Origin of the sequence: Methanobrevibacter sp. (assembly GCF_017539065.1) — an archaeon.
Taxonomy (GTDB): Archaea; Methanobacteriota; Methanobacteria; order Methanobacteriales; family Methanobacteriaceae; genus Methanocatella.
Map to the genome: position 1 here is coordinate 15,169 of NZ_JAFYHP010000018.1, position 18,969 is coordinate 34,137.

The 18,969-nt window shown below is 35.9% G+C and carries 21 protein-coding genes; 10 read left to right on the forward strand and 11 right to left on the reverse strand.

Annotated features, from left to right (window positions below; translation table 11 throughout):
* From IKS50_RS05280 to IKS50_RS05300, 5 genes are all read left to right on the forward strand, one after another.
* Positions 1 to 1,281: an oligosaccharide repeat unit polymerase family protein gene (locus IKS50_RS05280; protein WP_292846499.1), complete on the forward strand. Its 1,281-nt coding sequence runs from the start codon at positions 1 to 3 to the stop codon at positions 1,279 to 1,281.
* 261 nt (positions 1,282 to 1,542) lie between these two features.
* Positions 1,543 to 2,175 carry a cobalt transporter CbiM gene (cbiM, locus tag IKS50_RS05285; RefSeq protein ID WP_292846502.1) on the forward strand — a complete coding sequence of 211 codons (633 nt, stop codon included), beginning with the start codon at positions 1,543 to 1,545 and terminating at the stop codon, positions 2,173 to 2,175.
* A gap of 1 nt (position 2,176) precedes the next feature.
* A complete protein-coding gene (locus IKS50_RS05290) occupies positions 2,177 to 2,473 on the forward strand; it encodes a PDGLE domain-containing protein (protein ID WP_394357526.1) in 297 nt (98 codons plus the stop codon).
* A gap of 63 nt (positions 2,474 to 2,536) precedes the next feature.
* Positions 2,537 to 3,367 carry a cobalt ECF transporter T component CbiQ gene (gene cbiQ, locus IKS50_RS05295; RefSeq protein WP_292846508.1) on the forward strand — a complete coding sequence of 277 codons (831 nt, stop codon included), beginning with the start codon at positions 2,537 to 2,539 and terminating at the stop codon, positions 3,365 to 3,367.
* 9 nt (positions 3,368 to 3,376) lie between these two features.
* Positions 3,377 to 4,216: an ATP-binding cassette domain-containing protein gene (locus tag IKS50_RS05300; protein ID WP_292846511.1), complete on the forward strand. Its 840-nt coding sequence runs from the start codon at positions 3,377 to 3,379 to the stop codon at positions 4,214 to 4,216.
* Here the strand turns inward: IKS50_RS05300 and IKS50_RS05305 are convergent.
* The 4 genes from IKS50_RS05305 to feoB (IKS50_RS05320) form a co-directional block, all read right to left on the reverse strand.
* On the reverse strand, positions 4,213 to 4,410 hold the full coding sequence (locus IKS50_RS05305) for a hypothetical protein (protein WP_292846514.1): 198 nt from the start codon (positions 4,408 to 4,410) through the stop codon (positions 4,213 to 4,215). The two genes, IKS50_RS05300 and IKS50_RS05305, sit on opposite strands and share 4 nt — an antisense overlap.
* 49 nt (positions 4,411 to 4,459) lie before the next feature.
* Positions 4,460 to 4,687, reverse strand: coding sequence for a FeoA family protein (locus IKS50_RS05310; RefSeq protein ID WP_292846517.1), 228 nt, complete (start codon positions 4,685 to 4,687; stop codon positions 4,460 to 4,462).
* A 141-nt stretch (positions 4,688 to 4,828) separates the two neighbouring features.
* Positions 4,829 to 6,847, reverse strand: coding sequence for a ferrous iron transport protein B (feoB, locus tag IKS50_RS05315; protein WP_292846520.1), 2,019 nt, complete (start codon positions 6,845 to 6,847; stop codon positions 4,829 to 4,831).
* A gap of 240 nt (positions 6,848 to 7,087) precedes the next feature.
* Positions 7,088 to 9,103 (reverse strand): ferrous iron transport protein B, encoded by a 2,016-nt coding sequence (gene feoB / locus IKS50_RS05320; RefSeq protein ID WP_292846525.1) that lies wholly within the window; start codon positions 9,101 to 9,103, stop codon positions 7,088 to 7,090.
* A 175-nt stretch (positions 9,104 to 9,278) separates the two neighbouring features.
* Between feoB (IKS50_RS05320) and IKS50_RS05325 the strand changes: the two genes are divergently transcribed.
* The gene (locus tag IKS50_RS05325; protein WP_292846528.1) at positions 9,279 to 10,286 is read left to right on the forward strand and encodes a lipopolysaccharide assembly protein LapB; all 1,008 of its coding nucleotides are present in this window, start codon (positions 9,279 to 9,281) and stop codon (positions 10,284 to 10,286) included.
* On the opposite strand, the gene IKS50_RS05330 is transcribed toward IKS50_RS05325, so the two are convergent.
* Positions 10,283 to 10,780, reverse strand: a complete 498-nt coding sequence (locus tag IKS50_RS05330; RefSeq protein ID WP_292846531.1) for a hypothetical protein — start codon at positions 10,778 to 10,780, stop codon at positions 10,283 to 10,285. The genes IKS50_RS05325 and IKS50_RS05330 overlap by 4 nt on opposite strands.
* Before the next feature lie 62 nt (positions 10,781 to 10,842).
* On the opposite strand from IKS50_RS05330, the gene IKS50_RS05335 reads away from it, so the two are divergent.
* Together IKS50_RS05335 and IKS50_RS05340 are read left to right on the forward strand one after the other, a co-directional pair.
* On the forward strand, positions 10,843 to 11,304 hold the full coding sequence (locus tag IKS50_RS05335) for a MarR family winged helix-turn-helix transcriptional regulator (protein WP_292846534.1): 462 nt from the start codon (positions 10,843 to 10,845) through the stop codon (positions 11,302 to 11,304).
* Positions 11,305 to 11,413: 109 nt separating this feature from the next.
* Positions 11,414 to 12,664: a tripartite tricarboxylate transporter permease gene (locus IKS50_RS05340; protein ID WP_292846537.1), complete on the forward strand. Its 1,251-nt coding sequence runs from the start codon at positions 11,414 to 11,416 to the stop codon at positions 12,662 to 12,664.
* A gap of 56 nt (positions 12,665 to 12,720) precedes the next feature.
* Here the strand turns inward: IKS50_RS05340 and IKS50_RS05345 are convergent, their stop codons facing one another.
* Positions 12,721 to 13,494, reverse strand: a complete 774-nt coding sequence (locus IKS50_RS05345; RefSeq protein WP_292846540.1) for an SAM-dependent methyltransferase — start codon at positions 13,492 to 13,494, stop codon at positions 12,721 to 12,723.
* A gap of 233 nt (positions 13,495 to 13,727) precedes the next feature.
* Here IKS50_RS05345 and IKS50_RS05350 point away from each other — a divergent pair, with 233 nt between their 5' ends.
* The gene (locus IKS50_RS05350) at positions 13,728 to 15,152 is read left to right on the forward strand and encodes a CpaF family protein (protein ID WP_292846543.1); all 1,425 of its coding nucleotides are present in this window, start codon (positions 13,728 to 13,730) and stop codon (positions 15,150 to 15,152) included.
* Positions 15,153 to 15,157: 5 nt separating this feature from the next.
* On the forward strand, positions 15,158 to 16,063 hold the full coding sequence (locus IKS50_RS05355) for a type II secretion system F family protein (protein WP_292846546.1): 906 nt from the start codon (positions 15,158 to 15,160) through the stop codon (positions 16,061 to 16,063).
* Between the two features lie 11 nt (positions 16,064 to 16,074).
* Here the strand turns inward: IKS50_RS05355 and IKS50_RS05360 are convergent, their stop codons facing one another.
* From IKS50_RS05360 to pth2, 5 genes are all read right to left on the reverse strand, one after another.
* Complete coding sequence (locus IKS50_RS05360) at positions 16,075 to 16,794, reverse strand: DUF4012 domain-containing protein (RefSeq protein WP_292846549.1); 720 nt, start codon at positions 16,792 to 16,794, stop codon at positions 16,075 to 16,077.
* A 603-nt stretch (positions 16,795 to 17,397) separates the two neighbouring features.
* Entirely contained in the window at positions 17,398 to 17,667 is a 270-nt protein-coding gene (locus IKS50_RS05365) for an elongation factor 1-beta (protein WP_292846552.1), read from the reverse strand.
* Between the two features lie 20 nt (positions 17,668 to 17,687).
* Complete coding sequence (locus IKS50_RS05370; RefSeq protein WP_292602964.1) at positions 17,688 to 17,849, reverse strand: zinc finger domain-containing protein; 162 nt, start codon at positions 17,847 to 17,849, stop codon at positions 17,688 to 17,690.
* 1 nt (position 17,850) lies between these two features.
* Entirely contained in the window at positions 17,851 to 18,507 is a 657-nt protein-coding gene (locus tag IKS50_RS05375; RefSeq protein ID WP_292846602.1) for a delta 1-pyrroline-5-carboxylate synthetase, read from the reverse strand.
* Between the two features lie 57 nt (positions 18,508 to 18,564).
* Positions 18,565 to 18,903: an aminoacyl-tRNA hydrolase gene (pth2, locus tag IKS50_RS05380; protein ID WP_292846555.1), complete on the reverse strand. Its 339-nt coding sequence runs from the start codon at positions 18,901 to 18,903 to the stop codon at positions 18,565 to 18,567.
* Between the last annotated feature and the right edge of the window lie 66 nt (positions 18,904 to 18,969).

Here is an 18,969-nt window from a genome sequence, read left to right on the forward strand (position 1 = left end):
ATGAGCGTTATTTATTCTACTTTAACTTCAGCGATAAATAAGATCAGTGACGAATTTCATGAATCTTTTTTATTTACTTCTATTTTCGCCATTTTGGAATTTATTGAAAATCAATGGATAAACAGTTATTTCAAAAAATTATACCCTGACGATACATTTTTAGGTTTTTTGAATAATAATGTTATTTTAAAAAACCATATTTTCAATCCATTGATTGTGCTGTTATTATTTGCATTATTTTTACTTTTGTCCATGAACAAGCCATCCACTAGCTTGGTCATCACATTGATTATTGCATTTGTTGGATTTTTCATCGGATCTGCAATATTGCCAAGGTATTTTTTTAATGATACTTTAAACAACCTCATCCAATTTGAAAGGAAAGATATCTATTCAATTGGTTTCTGTTTAATGCTAATAAGCATCGTATTTTTCTTTATTAGCATTGCTTCAGTTGGAGGAATCCCTCTTTTAAGACCTTCAATTAGATATCTATTAAAGCCTGCCCTTACAATGCCTGTGTTTTTAATTATTCCTGCGACTTGCCTAATTGCAAGTGTTTATCTAAAAGATTTTCAAGACAAAAAAATTACCCGTTCACAAGCAAGATTTAGATTCCTATTTTTACTGGTGATTGACTGTGCATTTTTATTGCTTCTAGGTTATAGGACACCACTACTTGCAGCATTTCTCATCATAATAATCATAGGTTTCTATGGAAATATTGTTTCTCTATGGGAAGTCATTGTTGGTGCATTAATTGGTATAGGTGCAATAATTGGAATCGGTTATTTTAGATCATTAGGCGAGATGACAATAACCTCATCAACAAGCCCCTTATATACCCTCCAATCAAGAGCGGATTTTACATTGCACGTGTTGAATTTGCTAGATTTCATTGGCGGGAATTTTGGCCTTACTCACGGACATATGTTGGCCAGCTCAATTCCAGGAAGCGATTTGGGGCCAAGAATGATGGTTGGAAAACTTATCGCATGGAGAACCGAAGTGACTGTCACCCCCACTTTAATTGGACAGATGGTGGTTGATTTTGGAAAAGTGGGAGTGTTTGTTGGGATGCTAATTTTAGGTTTCACATTAGGAATTGGATTTAAAATAATGAGAATCACCAAAGATTACTTTTATATTGGAATTTACTCTTTAATTTTAACATATTCCATTTTAGGCATAGAAACTGGGATTTTAGACATTCAAGTCTTATTATATTTTGCAATAGCAATTCTTATTTATTTAATTAATATAATAAAATGCAAAAATTAAGCTCATTTTTAACATGAAAGTATTACTAAATATATTAAATAATACTAATTTGTATTACTTTAATAACCTTTATATATATAAATAAGATTAAAATATTAAATGTCAAGCCAGTATATGTTTTATTATACTATTATGCTTAATAAAACACAAAATAAACTTGATAAACCTTAATAAACAAAAAAAATAATACTTTTTAGTAATACTTGCTTTATAAATAAAGACGAAAAAAGTATTACTAATTAATAAAATGGAGGAATAAATTTGCATATACCTGATGGATTTATACCTATCTCACAATGTTTAATATATTATGTAATTTTAATTGTTGCATTATATTTCTCAGTTAAATGGGCAAAATCCAACTTAGATGAAAAACATATACCTCTTTTAGCAGTCCTTGCAGCAGGTATTTTTGCAATCATGTCTATGAACATGCCAATTCCATTTGGTACTAGTGGACACATGGTTGGGGGCGCACTAGTTGCTATTGTATTCTTAGCACCAGAAGCTGCCGTACTTGTATTTACTGTAGTACTTCTTATCCAAGCATTAATATTTGGTGATGGAGGAATTACTGCTTTAGGAGCAAACGTATTGAACATGGCAATCGTTGGAGGTTGTGTAGGATTATACACCTTCAAAGCATTGAACGGAACTATAGGAAAATACCCAGCAGCAGGAGTTGCAGCATGGTTAGCAACCGTTATTGCAGCACTTGCATGTGCTATTGAAATGGGTATTGCAGGAACATTCCCAATGAACATTGGTATCCCATCCATGGTTTTATACCACTTCTTTATTGGAATAATCGAAGCAGTATTAACTGTAATTGTTCTTGTAGCATTAGATAAATTTAGACCTGACTTACTCGCATGGAACGAAGGAGATGCATAATATGGATAAAAATATGGCTTTAATTGCAGTTGCAGTTATCATATGTGTTGTAATTTGTGTTCTTTCACCATACATTGCATCTGGTGACCCAGACGGATTAGAAAAATCAGCAGAAGATTCCGGACTCGCTGAAGACTTTGCTGTAGAAGAAATTAACGGAATTCCGGATGCTCCGTTCCCAGATTATGCATTCGCAGATAATCCTGATAGCCAACCGTTACAAATAGTCGCGCTGCTAATTGGTGCAATCATAACCTTAGCTTTAGGATACGGCGTTGCATACGTATTGAAAAAGTAGAAATTAATTTTTAATTTCTCTTTTTTTTCTTTTTTTAAAATTGTATAAAATTAGAGAATATTTATGGCTGATATAACACAATTAATGCGGTTTGATGATTTAGCATCAAAAGATAGCCCTATTCATAATTTAGAAGGGCGAATTAAACTAATTTCAACTATTTTTATAATTCTAGTATGTGTTATCTCAAAAGAAATCTTTATACCAATAATATTAGAGATAATGTTATTGATAATACTGAAAATAGCTAATTTATCCTATTTGGATTCGGCAAGAAGATTATTAATGTTACTGCCCTTCGGTGGAGCAGTCATAATTTTTCAACCATTTATTCAACCGGGAAATATCATCTGGAGTTACTCCTGGTTACATATTACAGATGTTGGCCTAAATTGGGCAATTTTACTTTTAGTTCGTATGATTGTATGTCTAACAGCGATCATCATATATTCATCAACAACTCCCCTTCAGGAGATGGCAAGTTCCTTTAGAAAATTAAAGATGCCAAGAGATTTGGCAATGATTTTATCAATTATGGTCAGATTTTTATTTTTATTTGTTGATGAACTTGCAGCTATTAGAAAAAGTCAAAAAGCAAGAAATTTCAGCATCCACAGTAAAACTACTCCATACAAATGGAGAGTGAAACAGGTCGGATATACAATCGGCATGATGTTTTTAAAAGCATATGAACAAGGGGAACGTGTCCATAAAAGTATGGTGAGCCGTGGTTTTTCAGACGCATCTGAAATGTTTGATGAAAAAAAATCTCCAGAAAAAAGCGATTACATTTATTTACTTACGATTATAATAGTTGTCATTATACTGGAAATCATTTTATTTAAATATTCCGGACAACTAGGTTACTTTGGTCAAAACTTAGCAATTAATTAGGTGGCAAATATGGAACATATTCATTTAGAGACAAAAAATTTATCTTTTACATATCCTGATGGAACACAGGCTTTGAAAAATGTTAATCTTAAAATTAAAAAAGGAGAAAAAATTGCAATTATGGGACCTAACGGTGCTGGAAAATCAACCCTATTCTCTCATTTTAATGGATTAACAGAACCTACTTCAGGACATGTTGAAATAGATGGTGAAAAAATAATTTATGAACGTGACGAATTGCTTAAAGTAAGACAAAAAGTTGGAATCGTGTTCCAAGATCCAAATGACCAATTATTTGCCCCAACTGTTAAAGAGGATGTTGCTTTTGGACCTATGAATTTAGGTCTTGATTATGATGAAGTGAACAATAGAATCAAGGAATCATTAGAAATGGTGGGTATGGCAGGTTTTGAAGAAAAGACTCCTCATCATTTAAGTGGCGGTCAGCAAAAAAGAGTGGCTATTGCAGGTATTGTTGCAATGAGGCCTGAAATAATGATTCTTGATGAACCAACAGCAGGACTTGACCCGGAAGGTGTTGATAAAGTCTTGGACATATTAAATAATTTGAATAAAGAGGGAATAAGTATTGTTATTTCATCACATGACATAGAAATGGTAAATCAGTTCGCGGATAAAATATTTGTTTTATATAGTGGAGAAATAATTGCTGAAGGAGATAAACACCAAATATTTTCCGATAAGGAATTATTAAAAAAAGCTCACTTAAAGGCGCCTGTGACAACTGAAATTTTATATAAATTAAAAGAAAATGGATTAAATGTTGATACTGAAAAAATCGATATTGACGAAGCTGTCGAAGAAATATTGAATGCCAAAAACATTTAATTTGTAGCTTTTCTATTTTTTAATTTATCTTTTAATTTTGAAATGAATTCAAATTCTTGATCCAGTTCTGGAGAGTTGGCAAACCCGCAATTGGGACAGTGAATACTGTTGCACCCATGCTTGCCGCAACCAGAGCATCCGCGGTTTTCTAACTGATTTTCATCAAACTCAAAACCACACATTCTACATTTCATAATAATGACCCAAAATAAAATTATTAAAAAAATAAATGAAAAATTGAAGCTATTCCACTTCAATATTTTCAGCTTCTTCTTTACGAAGACAAACATCGTATCCTTTTACAGACATTTCAATAGGATCCCCTAAAGTAGCTACTTTTTTAACAGTGATTTTAGCTCCTTTAACAAAACCCATACCTAATAAATGTCTTTTCAAATCCACATCCCCGGTGTCATGATATTTAACTAATGTTACAGTTTCACCAGGTTTTGTATCTTTTAAGGTTTTCATTTTATCACCCGATTAAAATCTAAAAAATAAATTTTTAGGCATGCTAAAAATTTTCGTAATAATAGTATATCCTATCGACTATATAAATTTTTAGTCATGACTAAAAATTAAAATGAAAATTAAAAAAAATCTAATTTTCACTTATCCAAATCCTGCTAATCCTCCGATTTGGAAAATCAGGAATGCTACGACATATGCAGTTACTAAAGTAATTGCGCACATGGTTAATGCCCATTTGTAACTGTTGGTTTCTTGTTTGATTGCTCCAATAGCTGCAAAACATGGTGTATAAAGCAATGTAAATGCCATGAAAGAGAATGCAGACAATGGAGTGAAAGTATCATGAACCAAATTAGTGATTCCTTCTTCGTCATCTTCTTCCATGCCCGCTAAGGTGCCAAATGTTGCAACTACAACTTCTTTAGCCGCCAAACCTGCAATAATAGCAACAGCCGCTTGCCAAGTTCCAAATCCTAATGGTGCAAAAATCGGAGCGATTACACTACCAATCATTCCCAATAAACTGTCAGCAGATCCGTATTCTACTCCTAACGGGAATATGCTTAATGCCCATAATACGATAGAACATGCAAGAATAATGGTTCCTGCTTTTCTTAAAAATCCTTTTACTTTTTCCCAGGTATGCAATAAAACACCTTTTACGGAAGGTATTTTGTAAGTTGGCAATTCCATTACGAATGGAGTTGATAATCCTTTAAACATGGTTCTTTTAAGGATGGCTGCAACAATAAGTGCCACAACAATGCCTAATAAATAAATGGCAAGCAATACATTACCTTGATTTTCGGCGAAAAACGCTGCAATAAATATTGCATAAATCGGCAGCCTAGCAGTACAGGACATGAATGGTACCAGCATCATGGCCAGCATACGGTCTCCTTCATTTTCCATTGTCCTGGTTGCCATAATGGCCGGTACTCCACAACCGAATCCTAAAATCATAGGAATGAATGCCTTACCGTGAAGCCCAACAAGTTTATGCATGAGTTTATCTAAAGTGAATGCTGCCCTTGCCAAATAGCCGCAGTCTTCCAATATGCTGAGGAACAAAAACATCAGTATGATAATCGGCAGGAAAGTGAGAACACCACCCACTCCTCCAATGATACCGTCACAGATGAATGAGGACAAATATTCATTTGCAATAAATCCTGCAACAAATTCCCCCAATGCTCCAAAGGCTTCGTCGATCATATCCTGGAAAGGAGCGCCTATTGTAAATGTTAACTGGAACATTGCCCACATTATAATGATAAATATGAATGGTGCTAAAATCCTGTTTGTTATGACCTTATCTATCTTATCGGTAACAGATTCCTTTTCAACATCTGGTTTCTTAACGGATTCGGCCATCAAACCATCGATGAATGCATATCTTGCATTTGCAATCACCTCTTCAGGACCTTCGTTGTAAACATCATACAAATGTTTGCTTACCTTATCAACCTCTACCATGATTTTAGAACCTTCAGGAGAGTGTTGAACCTTATCTATAACGATTGTGTCCCTTTCCAATAATTTTACAGCAGTCCAAACTGAAGGAACATCCAATAAATTCTTATCCTTTTCAATGACTTCCTGAATTTCGGACAAGTGCCCCTTAATGTCATTACCATAGGACAATTTTGCGCTGGAGTCTATAGGGTTTGCGGACTGTTTTTCGACGGTTGTCAATAATTCCTCAAATCCGTCACCGGTTTTAGCGTTTACTTCAATAACCGGGAACCCCAAAAGTTCACTCATCAATTCAATATCAATTATATGCTCTTTTTTCTTTGCAAAGTCATTCATATTAAGTGCCATTACTAAATTTGCACCCAGTTCCATCATTTGAACTGTTAAGTATAAGTTACGTTCCAGATTAGCAGCATCGACTATGTTAATTATCACATCAGAGTCGTCATCCACAATGAAATCTCTTGAAACGATTTCCTCCATAGAATGAGCGCTTAATGCATAATTACCCGGCAAATCGATAACTTCGTATTCATAGCTTCCATGCTTGAAATGACCTTCCGCCCTTTCAACGGTTTTTCCAGGCCAGTTACCTACATGTTGGCGCATACCTGTCAATCGATTGAAAACAGTAGTCTTGCCCACATTAGGGTTTCCTGCTAATCCTACAATTAATTCTGTCATTAACTATTCTCCAATATTTAATTATTCCATGAACAATATCTCCTGAAAGATATCATCCACTTTTAAAAAAAAATTTTATTTAGACTTACCTTAGAAATTTAGGTAAACCTAAACTTATGTAAATATCTGATTACATAATATTTAAATATTTAGGTATTCCTAAAAAAAATATTGAAAAATTGAAATTGAAACAAATAAGTTTGAGATAATTTAAAAGAAAAAAAATAAGCATTTGAACTATCAAAAGCCCATCAAGGTTCCAATTTGGAAAACCAAAAATGAAACAACGAATGCACTTATTAAAGTAATGGCACACATTATTAAAGGCCATTTGTAACTGTTGGTCTCCTGTTTGATTGCACCAAGGGCTGCAACACATGGAGTATACAATAAGGTGAATACCATGAATGACAAGGCTGACAATGGGGTGAAAGTATCATGAATCAGGTTGGTGATTCCCTCTTCGTCATTGGATTCCATACCTGCCAGGGTACCGAATGTTGCAACCACAACTTCCTTGGAAGCCAAACCCGCAATAATTGCCACTGCCGCTTGCCAGGTCCCAAATCCTAATGGAGCAAAAATTGGTGCGAAAAATGAACCAATAATGCCTAAAAGACTCATTTGAGGATCTGTTCCTCCCCAAGGGAAGATATTCTGCAGCAACCATAATATGACGGAACAAACAAGAATGACTGTACCTGCCTTTTTCAGGAACCCCTTAACCTTTTCTGAAGTGTGCAATATTATCCCCTTTAGAGAAGGCAGCTTATAGGTTGGCAGTTCCATAACAAATGGGGTGGACAATCCCTTAAACATGGTTCTTTTAAGGACAGCCGCAACAACAAGCGCAACAGCAATACCCAACAAATATATTCCAAGCAAGGCAATGCCATGATATTCGGAAAAGAACGCTCCTATAAAAATTATGTAAATAGGCAATCTGGAAGTACAGGACATGAACGGAACAAGCATCATTGCAAGTATACGGTCTCCCTCGTTTTCCATGGTCCTGGTTGCCATAATGGCCGGCACTCCACAACCGAATCCTAAAATCATAGGAATGAATGCCTTACCGTGAAGACCTACAATCTTATGCATGACCAAATCCAAAGTGAAAGCTGCCCTTGCCAAGTACCCGCAGTCCTCCAATACGCTTAAAAACAAAAACATCAGAATTATCATCGGCAGAAACTGAACAACAACACCTACACCCCCGATTATGCCGTCACAAATCAAGGAGGTTATAATGCCCGGAGGCAAATATGAAGTGATTGTGTGAGTCAGCAAATCGAAAAATGACTTGATTAGATGTTCAAAAGGAGTGCCTATGGTGAATGTAAGCTGGAACATCATCCACATTACAATGACAAATATGAAAGGGGCCAAAATCCTATTGGTAACAATCTTATCGATTTTATCCGTGGTGGTTTCCTTTTCAACGGCAGGCTTGTCTACCGCTTCGGCAATCAAACCGTCAATGAATGCATATCTTGAATTTGCAATGACTTCCTCCGGACCTTCGTTGTAAACATCATACAAATGTTTGCTTACCTTATCGACCTCAACCATGATTTTAGAACCTTCAGGAGAGTGTTGAACCTTATCTATTACGATTGTGTCCCTTTCCAATAATTTGACGGCAGTCCATATTGAAGGGACATCCATCAAACCCTTGTCCTGTTCTATTAACTCCTGCAGATCCATCAGGTGTCCCTTAATGTCATTGCCGTAGGACAGTTTTTCACTTGTATCCTTTGGGTTTGCGGATACCCTTTCGACAGTTGTCAATAATTCCTCGAAACCGTCGGCATTTTTTGCATTTATCTCAATGACCGGGAACCCCAGAAGTTCCTCCATCAATTTCAAATCAATTATGTAATCCTTTTTCCTTGCAAAATCGTTCATGTTGACCGCCAATACCAGATTGGCACCCAATTCCATCATCTGAACTGTAAGATATAGGTTGCGCTCCAAATTAGCCGCATCAACGACATTGATGATTGCATCTGAATTGTCGTCCACGATAAAATCTCTTGAAACTATTTCCTCAATAGAATGAGCGCTTAATGCATAATTACCGGGCAAATCTATGATTTCATACCTGTAGTCGCCATGTGTGAAAGTGCCTTCTGCCCTTTCAACCGTTTTTCCAGGCCAATTACCTACATGCTGGTGCATCCCGGTCAATTCATTGAAGACCGTGGTCTTGCCCACATTAGGATTGCCTGCCAAACCTACTACTAATTCCCTCATTATGCATTCTCCATCTTTCATTAACTTAATAGCACAACATTCGCCGCTTAAAAAATAGTCAATCCATATGCTAAAAATAGCTAATATCAGTATATTTTATATAAGATTTAATATTATATAAATATTTAGGCATGCCAAAAGAAAATGAATTCATATGGCAAAAAAGGAGATTATGATGAGCGAATCTGTTGAAACAGCAAAAAAATACATTGAAGATGGAAATTACGAAGAGGCCCTTAAATTGGCTCGAAAAAGACATGGGAAAGATGATGTTGAAGATTATTTAGCTATACTTGACTTATTGATTGATGCTGATTACATGATTGCAATCGAAGAGAAGGGTATGTATTACCAATATTATGATGAAACACATGACAATGGAGATTACGGGGACAAATATTTTGATGAATACCTGGAAAAGCAACCCCGTTCTGTCAATGTATTGTGCGACAAGGCAATGTCACAATTCAACAAAGGCAATGTCGACGAAGCGATAGAATACATGGACAAGGCATATGACAGATATAAATCTTACTCCCCAATAGAAAAGCCTCGTATAAGCAAAAAAGAGGTTTTAATGGGCAAAATCGAATTGCTGATTAAGTCAAAAAGATATGATGAGGCACTGAAAAGCCTCGATATCTATGAAAAGAATTACGGAATGTCCGAAAAATTCGATTTATACAAAGGCCAGATGCTTCAAAAGACCGGAAAAAACGAAGAGGCGCTCAAATATCTTGACAAATCCCTGCAAAACGAAGACACAATAATCGGATTCAATGCAAAGGGAGATGCATTGTATGAGCTTAAAAGATACAAAGAGGCTTTAAGATCATATGAAAACTGCCTTCAATATGAAAGCAAGGTTGGCGATGACCTGGAATTGGTTACCAACTTCAATTATAAGGCCGCATTCTGTTGTGTGAATCTGGGCGATGATGCCGACGCCATCAAATACCTGAATAAAACAATTAACATGTTGAATGAACATGGCAGACTTCCAAAAAACATTGAAGCCATTTATCAAAAGTGTTCCTTTGAAAAGGAAAGGATATTGAAAAAAGGGGAAGTTAAGGATGAGGAATTCAAGAAGACAAGATTCTTCTCCGCCAGAACCTCAATTATCCTATTAATTATAATATTGATTTTATATGCGATTCTGAGATATCTGGGATATCGCTAAAGGTCCCATGCCTCGTTTTCAGGATCATCAACGTCATCATAAATCTCTTCAGTCCAATAGTTATAGTCAAAATAGTCATCGGCTTCCTGATTCAGGCCCCAATTGTGATTCTCATAATAGGTATACGGATCAAAATTGTTTTTGACATTGATGTTTTTAGTCTTTTTAGCTTTTTTATACTTTGAATCGCCAAAGAACTTAACTTTAACTTTATATTTGCCCACATCATATTTTACCCGAATTCCACTGTTATATGATTTGTAAACCCATTTATAATTACCGTTTTTATCTGTGATGGTGTAGTTAATCATTCCATTTGATTTAATTTCCCTGCCATTTTTATTAACTAATTTAATTACAATGTATCCTTTATTATTAAATATGCTGTCGTCAGTTGAGATTTTAACCTTAACTTTATCTTTGGCAAAGACGGGACCTGCAATTAAGATACACACTGCAAGAATTGCTAAGATGATGATGATTTTTCTGTTCATGTTATTAACTTGTTACAAATACTATTTAAAGATTAAGACTTAATATATTAATTAGTGATTTTATGATTGAATACGACGATATAATTAAAGACTCACCATTTATTGTGAATCATTTGATTACCCTAAGTAAGACCCATGACTTTTACATTAACAAACACATCAAAAGCGGAACCGTCATTCAACCTAGCCAATATTACATGTTACTCTTTTTATATTATGAAATGGGCATAAACCAATCAGATATTGCAAAAGCTTGTCTGATGGATAGGAGCGGAGTTTCAAGAGCATTTAAGGAATTTGAAGAAAAAGGATTAATCATAAGGGAAATTGATGAGTCAAATAAAAGGGCATATAAAATCACTTTAACTAAAAAAGGAATTGAAACCGCTGAATTCCTAATTAAAAAAGAAAAAGAATGGGATGAAATGATTTGTGAAGAATTAAATATCTCCCATGACGAATTGCTTAAATTATTATCTAAGACCTCAATGAAATCCTTGCAATTCAATCGAGAAAAATTCTGAATATCATTGGCCCATTGAATAATCTGCCAACTGCAATTTTATCAAACTAAAACAATAGTTCGAAATAACTTCAACAAGCTTTAAATTATTGGCCGTGCAATTAATAGCCATGATAGAATTAGTTATAGCTTGTTTTATAGGAATAGCAATAGGAACCACAACAGGAATGACACCTGGCATACATGTGAATACCGCCGGAGCGACACTGTTTGCATCCTCAACATTTTTACTGACAATCGTATCACCGGAATTTTTATGCGTACTTATGGTATCAATGTCAATTGCCCATGCACTGATTGAATTTGTCCCCTCAATGCTTTTGGGAGTCCCGCAGGAAGGCACTGCAACATCAATCCTTCCGGGACATAGAATGGTATTGCAAGGGAGATCAAAAGAAGTAATCAGAATCGTATCCGTCGGAGGTTTTGGAGCAATTATAGTAACTATCCTGATGCTTCCGATCTTTGCGATTGCCCTGCCCGTCCTGCATGACCTGACAAAACCGTTTACCTGGATAATATTGCTTGTTGCATCAATTTATTTAACTTATAGCTTAACAGCAAATTTTAGAGACTTTTTATGGGCGATTTTATTATTTATCCTTTCAGGAATTCTTGGTTGGGTGATTTTTCAAACGCCAATTTCTTCAGGAACTACATTAATGTGTACATTTTCCGGGCTTTTCGGAATAAGCACGATACTTTTCAGTTTGAATGATTCGTCAATACTTCCCCATCAAAATCCGTTTTACGAGCTCAACATTGACTATGGCAAATTCAAAAGCATTTTTGCAGGAGGAATTACCGGTGCGATACTCGGCTTTCTGCCGGGCTTTGGACCTGCACAGGGAACGGTAATCGCCCAAGCGGTTAGCGGTACAAACGACAATAATGATGACGACACAGTGAACTTCTTATTGGCCACTTCCGGACTGAATATTTCTGATTGCCTGTTTTCATTGATTGCAATCTACATTATAGGAAACCCAAGAAGCGGAATAGCCGTTTACATGTCCTATTTAATCTTTGAAATGGGTTTGAACCATTTGGCAATCTTTATATTTGCATCCCTAATAGCGGTTTCCGTTTCACTGGTGCTTTCATTAAAATTAGGGGATTCCTTTTCAAGATTGATGAATATGGTCGACTATAGGAAATTATCGGTTGGGGTGATTTTGCTTCAGATCGCGATTTTATACATTTTTATTTTCTACTATAAAGCCCCAGTTTTCTATATGACATTGGCTTTGATTACTTCAACCGCAATGGGGATGTTGCCCCATTATATCGGAATCGGAAAATCTCATTTGATGGGAGTTTTGATTATTCCTGCAATTGTGATTTATTTTCAGATGTTTTAAAAAGAAATTCAATTGCTTAAAACTACATTAATAAGTCTGAGAATCAAATAATATGGCTAGATAACCACAACATCATCTGCCATTTCTTCTGCTTTTTTAACAATCTCCCCTATGTCCACTCCGGGAAACGCATCGATTACACACAAATCCGCATTGCCAACTTCCAAATCCTCAAATCCCAGGTTAAATATTTCATAACCCTCCGAAATGCCATTTATTTCAAGATTATTTTTTAAAGCTTCAATCATTTCAGGGTTTATGTCGTTGAAGATTACCTTTTCAAATCCGCATTTCAACAAGTAGATTCCCAATGCTCCAAGACCGCACATTCCGTCAATAGCTACTCCTTTTTTAATATTGTTATTGTTCAGATAGTTATGCAGCCGGACTAGCTTATCTTCAGTGGTCATTGCAACTTCTATGTGGTGCTTGGATTGATTTTTAACCAAAACGATTTTTTCGCCAAGCAATGTTCTCATAACGTTTATCTGCGTGTCATCGCCTTCAAGGATTTCAAAGTGATTGATTCCGGATGCCTTGTCCAATTGGCCAACTGTGCTCTGCGGACTTCCCTTCAAGACGCATTTCACTTCAGGAACCTCATCAGCCAGCCTTGATGCGACTTCGCCTGTGAAATCAGGGTGAAGCAATATCAAAGTCTGCTCTCCTATGAACTGAGGATTCAAGCTGCTGTAGTAAAAGCCTGACAGCGGCACCGGAGAGTTGCGCCTCAATGTTGCCTTTTCAGGGACTATGCCCTCTTCAATCATGACTTTTAATATGTGGCTCATGACAATATCCAAAGGTCTTTTTCCACACTCACATCTCATATGGCCCCCATCGAGAGTTTCAAAATCAACTAATTCTTTTAATGGAGAAAACTTTTTAATTTGAACGTCATGGCATTTTTCACATGGCTCAAGCGCTTTAATTTTATCGTCAATATTTAAGATAAAACCACCTCTTCATTTTAATATTGTTTTTTAGATGTAATAATTCTTTCAAAAGTAATAAAAACTATATTAATTAGTATTACTAATCAGTAACTATAACCTAAATCACCATGGTGAAAATTATGAATGATGAGATATTACCGCAATATGATGTAGCAAGACAAGACTATTCCCAAAAGGAAAAAATTCTTTTGGGGGAAATGCGTGAAAACCTGGTTGATCTGGCAATGTCTGCCGGCGAAAATTACCATATCAGCGAAGAGAAATTACTGAACGACATTAAAAACTTCTTATTTTTAAGATTGAATGAAAATCACGTTTCAGACGAATATTTGAACAGTCTATCGGGAAAATTCCTAAGAGACATTATAGGATATGGGGAAATTGATTCATTAATACAGGACGATGAGCTGGAGGAAATCATGATAATCGGAACCGGAAAGCCGATTTTTGTCTACCACAGAAAATACGGAATGATGAAGACAAACATTCAGTTTAGCGACGAACAGGAAATACGAAATCTGATAGATTCCATTGCAAGACAAATAAACCGCAGAATAGACCAGGAATCCCCAATCCTTGATGGAAGATTGGTTGACGGTTCGAGAATAAACGCCACAATACCTCCAGTTTCGCCTGACGGACCTTCACTTACCATCCGTAAATTCAAAAGAGACCCGTTGACGATAATCGATTTAATCAACTCAAAAACAATATCACTTGATCTTGCAGGATTCTTCTGGCTGTGCATCGACGGGCTTGGGGTAAAGTCCGCTAATGCAATCATCTCAGGAGGGACAAGCTCCGGGAAAACGACAACGTTGAATGCACTATCGGCGTTCATCAACCCAAATGAAAGGATAATCACGATTGAAGATACATTGGAGCTTCAGATTCCCCATGAGCATGTAATCCGCATGGAAACCAGACCCGCAAACGTTGAAAACAAAGGGGAACTTACCATGAATGACCTTGTCAAGAACTCACTCAGGCAGCGTCCGGACAAAATAATCGTTGGCGAAGTTAGAGGCGAAGAGGCAATAACTCTCTTTACAGCCTTAAATACCGGCCATTCAGGTTTCGGAACACTGCATTCCAATGACGCCCGAGAGACTATAACCCGCCTAACAAACCGGCCGATGTCTGTTCCAAAAATCATGATACATGCAATTGATTTCATCATCATGCAGAACCGGATTTATACCCCCTCAGGGGTTTCATTCAGAAGAATCAGCGAGGTTGCCGAAGTGGTCGGAATAGAGGAAGGGACAGTGCAGCTGAATACAATCTTTAAATGGAATCCTGAAAGGGATACGATTGACAATATCGGCATAACCAGCAATACCTTAACGCAAATCGCCAATTTAAGTGGAAAGGCAATAAATGAGCTATATTATGAAATCGAGAATCGGAAACTGGTTTTGAAACACATGATTAATCATAATATTCGCTCGGTTGAGGAAGTGAACAATGTTATTGAGTTGTATTATAAAAAACCCCAGAAAGTTTTAAACAATATTATCCTAAACAGGTGAGAGGAATGACAAATGACTTCTTTATTTTAATTGGAGAGATTGCACTATCCATCATTAGTATCTTAAAGAGCTTATCCTTTAAAAATATTAAAATTGACACCTCCAAATCAGCTGAAATCAATTCTGCAATATTTTCAAAATTGGACCTGAGCACTCAACCTGTTAGGAGAAGTGAAACAAGGGCGGACAGCATAAGGGACGAATTATTGGAGTACATGTTAAATAAGTATGTTTTGATACTATTTCCAATTAGTTTAGTCCTATTAACCTTACTAACAAGTTTGGAGATTGGCGGAATGTATTTTGTTGGCGTAATAATGTTCTATTTGTTTTTGTTATATTATCCCCAAATGAAAGAGCAAAGAGGCTACGCTGATTTGAATCAGGAACTTCCCTATGCATTAAGACATATGGGGATTGAATTGAAAGCCGGAAGAGGTCTGCATGATGCATTAGCTACAATCAGCAACGCCGATTATGGATCTCTTTCAAAGGAATTTACCCGAGTCTTGGAAGAGATTAAATTCGGCAAATCAACAGAAGATTCATTGCTTGAAATGAGCCACAGGGTAAAATCGGATGGTTTATCACGTGCCATCCATCAGATTATCGGCACCTTAAGAGTTGGAGGAAATCTTGCAGGAAGTTTAGAAATTATAGCTGGCGATATTTCATTTGATATGCAAATAAAATTAAAAGAATATTCCCAAAAGCTCAATTCCTTTATTTTAATCTATACATTCATAGCCATCTTGGCTCCGGTAATCAGCCTGATTATGCTGATGGCAGGTTCGACAGTGATGGGGGACATAATTTCTTCTAAGCTATTGTTTGTAATCTATGCAGTATTTTTCCCGCTGGTCGTGATGTTTATGGGTTTGTTTATTAAAAAATTAGAACCGAAAATTTAAAAAATAAGGGTTTAAAAGATTGTGTTAAACCCTTTGGATGCCAATAATCCTACGAAATCGCCTTGTGTATCCATGACAATATTTCCTTTGGAATATTGGTCAAGTGCCGCATTAACCATTGATGATTTAATTGAATCATCTTTTGAAGCCGCATTGGCTGCTGCCTTGACAATTTCAAGGACCGCATCTCCTCTTGATACGCCGTTACCCCAATCTTCTTCACGTATGATGTCGATACCGCTCGCAGTTGTTAGTTCGCCATTCACATCTAATGGTCCGGCAGCTGAGAGTATTGCATCCAATGCCTGACTATTGATAGCCACAACGGAATCGATTTGAGTGCCGGTACGATATTCAACTATTTCTTTTGCATACTGCATTCCTACAGAATTATCTGCATCCCAGAATGCATCGTGAAGTAATAACGCTGATCCTGCACCTTGATTTTGCGCTTCTTGCGGTTCGGCTGCGGTTGGGTGAGTCATACCTCCAGGGTAGACAGCAGAATAATTTTGGATAGTACCATTTTCTAAATTAATAATGAATGCCATGTCACAAGCACCCATTCCCGGCCTTTGTTCGCTTTCATCTATTGCACATACCAATATGTTTTTATTTCCCTGAACAAGGTCACTGTCATGACTCATGTACAATGCACCGCCGATTACCGCCAGCAGTCCAATGAAAACAACAATCAATATGGCAATAATAAGTCTTTTTGTTCTAGTCATAAAATTACCTACATTTAGTTAATTAATCTAAAACCATATTATTATTTTAGTTTCATTATAAATATATTTAGGTATAAATTACTAAAAAAATGAAAAAATAAGGATAGGTGAAATTAAATATGGCGAACATATTTAATTTCTGAGAGTAGTTATGTATTTTTTAAAAGAATTGGTGTTTAAAATCTGAGGAGAGCAACACCAATCGTGTTTTCGGAAAATTATTGGCAGATAAATTTCCAAGTATCAAATTAGAAAATTGTGAAAAGCTAATTCAATACCCAATATCTATATTTTGGAGATTGTATTATTATTGACTAATAATATGTTTTGTTAAGTGAAAATTTAGGCATGCCTAAATTTATGTCTCACTTGTATAAAAGTAGAACTTCATAGTATATAAATGTTTCGAAATTTTTAGGTGCACCTAAATTTTAGGACATTTATACTATAACAATAGTTATATCTATTTATTGCAGCTCAGGTATATAAATGTTTTGAAAATATAAAATCAGACAAGCAGTACATTCAACTTAAAACTAAATTATAACAAAAAATAGAATAAATAAGAGTCATTTTAAGAAAATGACCCGAAAAACATAGTCCTTACATTAATCTTCCAACACCAGTAATTTCAAAACTGGCAACGCCGTCAATAGCTTGAACCATTTCTTCAACAGGTTCGGATCCGCCTTCACCATCTTCGGTGATGAACTGTAAAACGATAGCTACTAAACCGAAAGCGATTGGTTCTTCAGTCATTTCATGAAGTTTAGCGCCTTCTGGCATTGAACTTTCGATAGTAGATTTGATAGCTTCTAAATCTACATCAGGACTGTCTGGCATTATTTTCATTGTTGTTAACACTTCACCCATTCTAATTCCTCCTTTTAAATTTATGGTCCTTCAAAACCACATTCACATTTGTAACCGTGACCAAAAGTACGGCATTTTTCACATCTTGCAATTTTTGCTCCACATTCTGGGCATTCGAATTCGACGAATGTGCCAGTTAATGGAATTTCTTGTTTACATGAAATACATTCAACTTTTTTCATTCTATTCACCTATTATTTGTGTGTAATCGAAGTTATAATCATTTATATTATCGTCTATTAAAGACATTACCCTTTCTGGGAACTTCCCATTCACAACATAACAATCAGTCCCATACCTCAATAAAAGAGTCGGTAACATTACATCAATCGATGACTCTTGAAAAGTCAGTAATGTTGTTGCATCGATTTTACTTATGAATGTTGAACCTGGCTCTTTCGGTTCTTGGGTATATATACCATTTACATTTGTTACTATTAAAAGGTTTGCATTTAGAAGGTGCGCCACATAGGCTGCAATCGAATCTGAAGTAACATCCCAACTGCATTCGAATGGATCTTCTTTTCTTAAAAAGTCTGAAACGATGAAAATTGGAGTATATCCTTCATCAGATATCTCATTAACTTCTTCCAGCGTGTAGGCCAGCTTTGCAGATTCGACCTTGTCATTTACAAGCTTGGCTATGATGTCCATACAATCTATAGCTGTCCAGTGGTTGGTTTCCTCGGAAAAGTTGATTTGTGAGTTGTATTTTCTAATAAGATTGGCAAATTCCCCTCCTCCTAAAACAATGGCAGAATCTGTGCCTTCAAGTTGTTCTGCCAAATCTATTGCATAATCCGGAAACAAACTGCCCCCTATTTTTACAACCTGTTTTATGATGATAATCACGACCCTGTTTAATTAAAAATATGATTCATTAAATTAATAGTTAAGCTATAAAAGTTTTAAATCCCCAGTCAATTCATCGATTATTTCATCTTCATCCGGACCGAGTGCCAAAACTGTAACGCTTGAGGTAGGTATCTGAGTCCTTCCTGCATCAACTACCAAATAATTGGCAATGCCTTTAGCATCCGCTAACTTTTTAAGTTCAGTCAGTTCTTCTAAAGTCTGAACTTTCAAAATAACTTTGCCATAAGCTTCATTTTCCCATTTCCTAATTTTATCTGCAGGGGATTTCTTATATGCTCCAATGGAGCCATGGCAACACTGTGCAGCGATTTTCCCTTTTCGCATTTTTAAATCTGTTCTTACAATCATTACCTGTTTCATCTTATCATTATTAGATATTTAATTATGAATAAAAAAACTTTTTCATAAATCCAATTTAAACTAAAA

Coding starts and splice junctions, on each gene's coding strand:
- IKS50_RS05300 (WP_292846511.1), top strand. CDS start 3,377: ATGGAACATATTCATTTAGAGACAAAAAATTTATCTTTTACATATCCT.
- IKS50_RS05340 (WP_292846537.1), top strand. CDS start 11,414: ATGATAGAATTAGTTATAGCTTGTTTTATAGGAATAGCAATAGGAACC.
- IKS50_RS05335 (WP_292846534.1), top strand. CDS start 10,843: ATGATTGAATACGACGATATAATTAAAGACTCACCATTTATTGTGAAT.
- feoB (WP_292846525.1), bottom strand. CDS start 9,103: ATGAGGGAATTAGTAGTAGGTTTGGCAGGCAATCCTAATGTGGGCAAG.
- IKS50_RS05290 (WP_394357526.1), top strand. CDS start 2,177: ATGGATAAAAATATGGCTTTAATTGCAGTTGCAGTTATCATATGTGTT.
- pth2 (WP_292846555.1), bottom strand. CDS start 18,903: ATGAAACAGGTAATGATTGTAAGAACAGATTTAAAAATGCGAAAAGGG.
- IKS50_RS05360 (WP_292846549.1), bottom strand. CDS start 16,794: ATGACTAGAACAAAAAGACTTATTATTGCCATATTGATTGTTGTTTTC.
- IKS50_RS05365 (WP_292846552.1), bottom strand. CDS start 17,667: ATGGGTGAAGTGTTAACAACAATGAAAATAATGCCAGACAGTCCTGAT.
- IKS50_RS05305 (WP_292846514.1), bottom strand. CDS start 4,410: ATGAAATGTAGAATGTGTGGTTTTGAGTTTGATGAAAATCAGTTAGAA.
- IKS50_RS05280 (WP_292846499.1), top strand. CDS start 1: ATGAGCGTTATTTATTCTACTTTAACTTCAGCGATAAATAAGATCAGT.
- IKS50_RS05350 (WP_292846543.1), top strand. CDS start 13,728: ATGGTGAAAATTATGAATGATGAGATATTACCGCAATATGATGTAGCA.
- IKS50_RS05325 (WP_292846528.1), top strand. CDS start 9,279: ATGAGCGAATCTGTTGAAACAGCAAAAAAATACATTGAAGATGGAAAT.
- cbiQ (WP_292846508.1), top strand. CDS start 2,537: ATGGCTGATATAACACAATTAATGCGGTTTGATGATTTAGCATCAAAA.
- IKS50_RS05370 (WP_292602964.1), bottom strand. CDS start 17,849: ATGAAAAAAGTTGAATGTATTTCATGTAAACAAGAAATTCCATTAACT.
- IKS50_RS05310 (WP_292846517.1), bottom strand. CDS start 4,687: ATGAAAACCTTAAAAGATACAAAACCTGGTGAAACTGTAACATTAGTT.
- IKS50_RS05345 (WP_292846540.1), bottom strand. CDS start 13,494: ATGAGATGTGAGTGTGGAAAAAGACCTTTGGATATTGTCATGAGCCAC.
- IKS50_RS05355 (WP_292846546.1), top strand. CDS start 15,158: ATGACAAATGACTTCTTTATTTTAATTGGAGAGATTGCACTATCCATC.
- feoB (WP_292846520.1), bottom strand. CDS start 6,847: ATGACAGAATTAATTGTAGGATTAGCAGGAAACCCTAATGTGGGCAAG.
- IKS50_RS05330 (WP_292846531.1), bottom strand. CDS start 10,780: ATGAACAGAAAAATCATCATCATCTTAGCAATTCTTGCAGTGTGTATC.